This is a genomic window from Streptomyces durbertensis, assembly GCF_014156695.1.
GTDB classification, from domain to species: domain Bacteria; phylum Actinomycetota; class Actinomycetes; order Streptomycetales; family Streptomycetaceae; genus Streptomyces; species Streptomyces durbertensis.
The window spans coordinates 1-4,100 of the sequence record NZ_WMLF01000467.1 but is presented as its reverse complement, the minus strand read 5'-3'; the positions used below and the strand labels follow the sequence as shown (position 1 = coordinate 4,100).

Genomic DNA, 4,100 nt, shown 5'->3' with positions numbered 1-4,100 from the left:
TCGATGGCCTTGGCCTTGGCGTCCTTCCTGGACAGACCCTGGTGGACCCGGAACATCTCACCGAGCTGGTACCCGACGCTCAGCACCGGGTTCAGCGACGACAGCGCGTCCTGGAAGATCATCGCGAGTTGGGCGCCCCGGATCCGCCGGCGCTCCTCTCCGGACATCCGCAGCATGTCCCGGCCCCGGAAGACGATCTCCCCGCGCGGGATGTGCCCCGGCGGCATGTCCAGGATGCCCATGACCGCCTGCGCGGTGACGGACTTGCCGGACCCCGACTCCCCCAGCACCGCCAGCGTCTCGCCCGCGTTCACCGAGTAGTCGACGCCGTTGACCGCCCTCACCACGCCGTCCCTGGTGTGGAACTCCACATGCAGGTCGCGGACCTCCAGCAACGGCTCGTTGACCGGGCCCTCCACGTCGCTCATCTCCGCCCTCCTCAGCGCAGCTTGGGATCGAGGGCGTCGCGCACCGCGTCGCCGAGCATGATGAACGCCAGCACGGTGATGCTCAGCGCCGCGGCCGGGTAGAGCAGGATGTGCGGCGCGTTGCGGAACTGCATCCCGCTGGACGCGATGGAGATGTCCACGCCCCACGAGACCGTGGGCGGCTTCAGGCCGACCGCCAGGAAGCTCAGCGTCGCCTCCAGCGCGATGTATGTGCCCAGCGCGATCGTCGCCACCACGATGACCGGGGCGACCGCGTTCGGCAGGATGTGCCGCAGCAGCATCCGGCTGTTGCTCGCGCCCAGCGCCCGCGCCGCCTGCACGTAGTCGTGCTGCTTGGCGGTGAGCACCGCGCCCCGGCTGATCCTGGCGATCTGCGGCCAGGCCAGCAGCGTGATCACCGCGACCACCGGCCAGATGCCCTCCACCGTGATCATCGCCAGGAAGACCAGGGCGCCCAGGATGAGCGGGATACCGAAGAAGATGTCGGTGATCCGGGAGAGCAGCGCGTCCCACACCCCGCCGAAGAAGCCGGCGAGCCCGCCGAAGACCGAGCCGAGCAGCGCCACCCCGATCGTCGCGCACACACCGACCGCCACCGAGGCGCGGGCGCCGTAGACGGTGCGGGTGTAGACGTCGCAGCCCTGGGTGTCGAAGCCGAACCAGTGGCCGGCGGTCGGGCCCTCCAGCGAGCGGGCCAGCCGGCAGTCCAGCGGGTCCCGGGTGGCGATCAGCGACGGCCAGATCGAGATGACGACGAGGAAGAGGATCAGCAGGGCCGAGACGATGAAGACGGGCCGCTTGCGCAGGTCGTGCCAGGCGTCCGCCCACAGGCCGCGCGGCGGTGCCTCGCGACCCTCCAGCGTCTCGCCCTCCGCCTTCGCGAGGTCGATCTCGCTGCCGGCGCCGCCGATGGCGTCCTCCGGCTCGGCCGCCCCCGGGGTGTGATGGCTGTCGCGCCTACGCATAGCGGATCCTCGGGTCGAGCACGGCGTACAGGAGGTCGACGACCAGGTTGGCGAGGAGGAACACCAGCACGAGGATCGTCACGAAGCCGACCACCGTGGGCGAGTTCTGCCGCAGCACGCCCTGGTAGAGCTGGTAGCCCACGCCGGGGATGTTGAAGATCCGTTCGGTCACCAGGGCGCCGGCCATCAGGGCGCCGATGTCCACGCCGAGGTAGGTGACCACCGGGATCAGCGAGTTGCGCAGCAGGTGCCGGTTGGTGATGCGGCTGCGCGGCAGCCCCTTGGCGACGGCCGTGCGGATGTAGTCGGCGCGCGCGTTCTCCGCCACCGACGTGCGGGTCAGCCGGGTGACGTACGCCAGCGACACCAGTGCCAGGATCAGCCCGGGCAGCAGCAGTTCGTTGAACGGCGCCGCCGGGCTCACGGCCGGCGACACCCACCCGAGCCGGACCCCGAACAGGAACTGGGCGAGCACCCCGGTCACGAACGTCGGGATGGCGATGACCACCAGGCTCAGCAGCAGCACCGAGGAGTCGATGCCGCCGCCCTTGCGCAGCCCGGAGACCACGCCGAGCGTGATGCCGATGACGATCTCGAAACCGACGGCGATCAGCATCAGCCGGAAGGACACCGGGAACGCGTTCGCCATCAGCTCGATGACCGGCTGACCGTTGAAGGCGGTGCCGAAGTCACCGGTGAAGATCTTCCCCATGTACAGCAGGTACTGCTGCCACAGCGGCTTGTCGAGGTTGAACTCGGCGCGCAGCCGGGCGGCGGTGGCCGGGTCCGGGGTGCGGTCGCCGAAGAGCGCGGCGACCGGGTCGCCGAGCGCGTAGACCATCACGAAGATCAGAAAGGTGGTCCCGATGAAGACCGGGACCATCTGGAGCAGTCGTCGGATGACGTAGCGCCCCATGTCGCCGCCTCCTCCTCACCCGTGGGCGGCGGCCGGACGCTTGGGACGCCCGGCCGCGCGCCTCACTTGACGGTGATCTCGTTGAAGACCGGGACGGAGAACGGGTTGAGCCTGACGTTGTCGACCCGGTCCGAGTAGCCGGCGCTGCCGTTCTGATACCACAGCGGGATCGCCGGCAGGTCCTGGATCAGCACCCGCTCGGCGTCCTTGAACGTGTCCACCGCCTCGCTCTCCTCCTCGGCGGCGTTCGCCTCGTCGACCAGCCGGTCGAAGCGGCGGCTGCTGTAGCCGCTGTCGTTGGACGAGGCGTTGGTGTAGTAGAGCGGCTGGAGGAAGTTCTGGATGAGCGGGTAGTCCATCTGCCAGCCGGCACGGAACATGCCGGTCATCTCCCGGCCGGTGATCTGGTTGCGGTAGTCCGCGAACGTGCTGACCGGGTTCACCGTGCAGGCGTTGTTGTCTTCCAGCGCGTTGTTGATGCTGTTGCAGACGGCGTCCATCCACTGCCGGTGGGAGCCGGTGTCGACGTTCGAGCTGAGGGTGACCCGGCCGCCGGGCAGCCCGCCGGCCTCGTCGATCAGCTTCCTGGCCTCCTCCGGGTCGTACTCGCAGACGTCGCCGCAGATGTCCTCGTCGTAGCCGCCGGCCTCGCCGAGCACGGGCGAGGTGAAGTCCTTGGCGGGCGTGCGGGTGCCGAAGAAGATCCGGTCGGTGATCTCCTCCCGGTTGATCGCCATCGAGATGCCGCGCCGGACCTTGGCCGCGTCGTCGGTCTGCCACTGCTCCCGGTACAGCGGGAAGGTGATCGTCTGGATGATGCCGGCGGGCTGGTTGATGTACCGGCCGTCCAGGTCCCGTTCGACGTTGCGGACCTGCGCGGCGGGCACGTCGTCGATCACGTCGAGGTTGCCGGCCTGCAGGTCGGTGTAGGCGGTGTTGTTGTCGGTGTAGACCCGCAGTTCGACACCGTCGTTCTGGGCCTTGTCGTCACCGGCGTAGTCGTCGTAGCGGGACAGCCGCATCGACTCGCCCCGGTTGTAGGAGTCCACCTTGTACGGGCCGTTCCCGACCGGCCTGGCAAGCCAGGCGTCCCGGTCCTCGAAGAACGACCGCGGCAGCGGCGCGTAGGCCGCGTACCCCAGTGTCTCCGGCCACAGTGAGAACTTCTCCGTCAGCCGCACCCTGAACGTCGTGTCGTCGACGACCTCGAGACCGGACATCGTCTCGGCGGACGGCGAGGCGCCCTCGTCCTCCGGGTGCACGTCCTCGTAGCCCTCGATGAACCGGAAGAAGTAGGCGCCGATCTGGTTGTTCTCCAGGTTGGCGCCGTAGTTCCAGGCGTCGACGAACGACCGGGCGGTGACGTCCGTGCCGTCGCTGAACGTCCAGCCCTCCTTGATGGTGACGGTGAAGTTCTGCTGGTCGTCGGTCTCGATGGACTCGGCCATCGCGTCCTCGGCCGCGCCCGTCTCCGGGTTGTAGCGCTTGAGGCCGCGGAAGACCATGTCGAGCACCTTGCCGCCCTGCACCTCGTTGGTGTTGGCCGGTTCCAACGGGTTCTGCGGGTCGCCCCAGGAGGCGCGGACCATGCCGCCGCCGTTGTCGCCCCCGCCACCGCCACCGCAGGCCGCGGCGGTCAGCGCGAGCGCGGTGGCCGTCGCGAGGGCCACGCTGACGCGGGTGGCTCGGCGCATGTGATGCCTCATGGTGCTCCTGGTGTCCGATTCGCACTACTTCGGACCCCATGAGACCCGGCCAGGGGCGCGTAAG

4 protein-coding genes are annotated in these 4,100 nt (G+C 69.0%); all 4 read right to left on the bottom strand.

Annotation, left to right across the window (positions count from 1 at the left end; translation table 11 throughout):
- The coding region (locus GL263_RS22775) for an ATP-binding cassette domain-containing protein (protein ID WP_182857625.1) at positions 1-428 on the bottom strand (428 nt) is incomplete at its 3' end.
- Positions 429-439: 11 nt separating this feature from the next.
- Complete coding sequence (locus GL263_RS22770) at positions 440-1,414, bottom strand: ABC transporter permease (RefSeq protein WP_182857624.1); 975 nt, start codon at positions 1,412-1,414, stop codon at positions 440-442.
- Positions 1,407-2,330: an ABC transporter permease gene (locus tag GL263_RS22765; RefSeq protein ID WP_182857623.1), complete on the bottom strand. Its 924-nt coding sequence runs from the start codon at positions 2,328-2,330 to the stop codon at positions 1,407-1,409. The genes GL263_RS22770 and GL263_RS22765 overlap by 8 nt, the downstream gene beginning before the upstream one ends.
- A gap of 62 nt (positions 2,331-2,392) precedes the next feature.
- The gene (locus GL263_RS22760; RefSeq protein ID WP_182857622.1) at positions 2,393-4,024 is read right to left on the bottom strand and encodes a peptide ABC transporter substrate-binding protein; all 1,632 of its coding nucleotides are present in this window, start codon (positions 4,022-4,024) and stop codon (positions 2,393-2,395) included.
- Positions 4,025-4,100 lie beyond the last annotated feature (76 nt).

Excerpts from the sequence above, each read along its gene's own strand:
- GL263_RS22770 (WP_182857624.1), bottom strand. The coding sequence starts at position 1,414 with ATGCGTAGGCGCGACAGCCATCACACCCCGGGGGCGGCCGAGCCGGAG.
- GL263_RS22765 (WP_182857623.1), bottom strand. The coding sequence starts at position 2,330 with ATGGGGCGCTACGTCATCCGACGACTGCTCCAGATGGTCCCGGTCTTC.
- GL263_RS22760 (WP_182857622.1), bottom strand. The coding sequence starts at position 4,024 with ATGCGCCGAGCCACCCGCGTCAGCGTGGCCCTCGCGACGGCCACCGCG.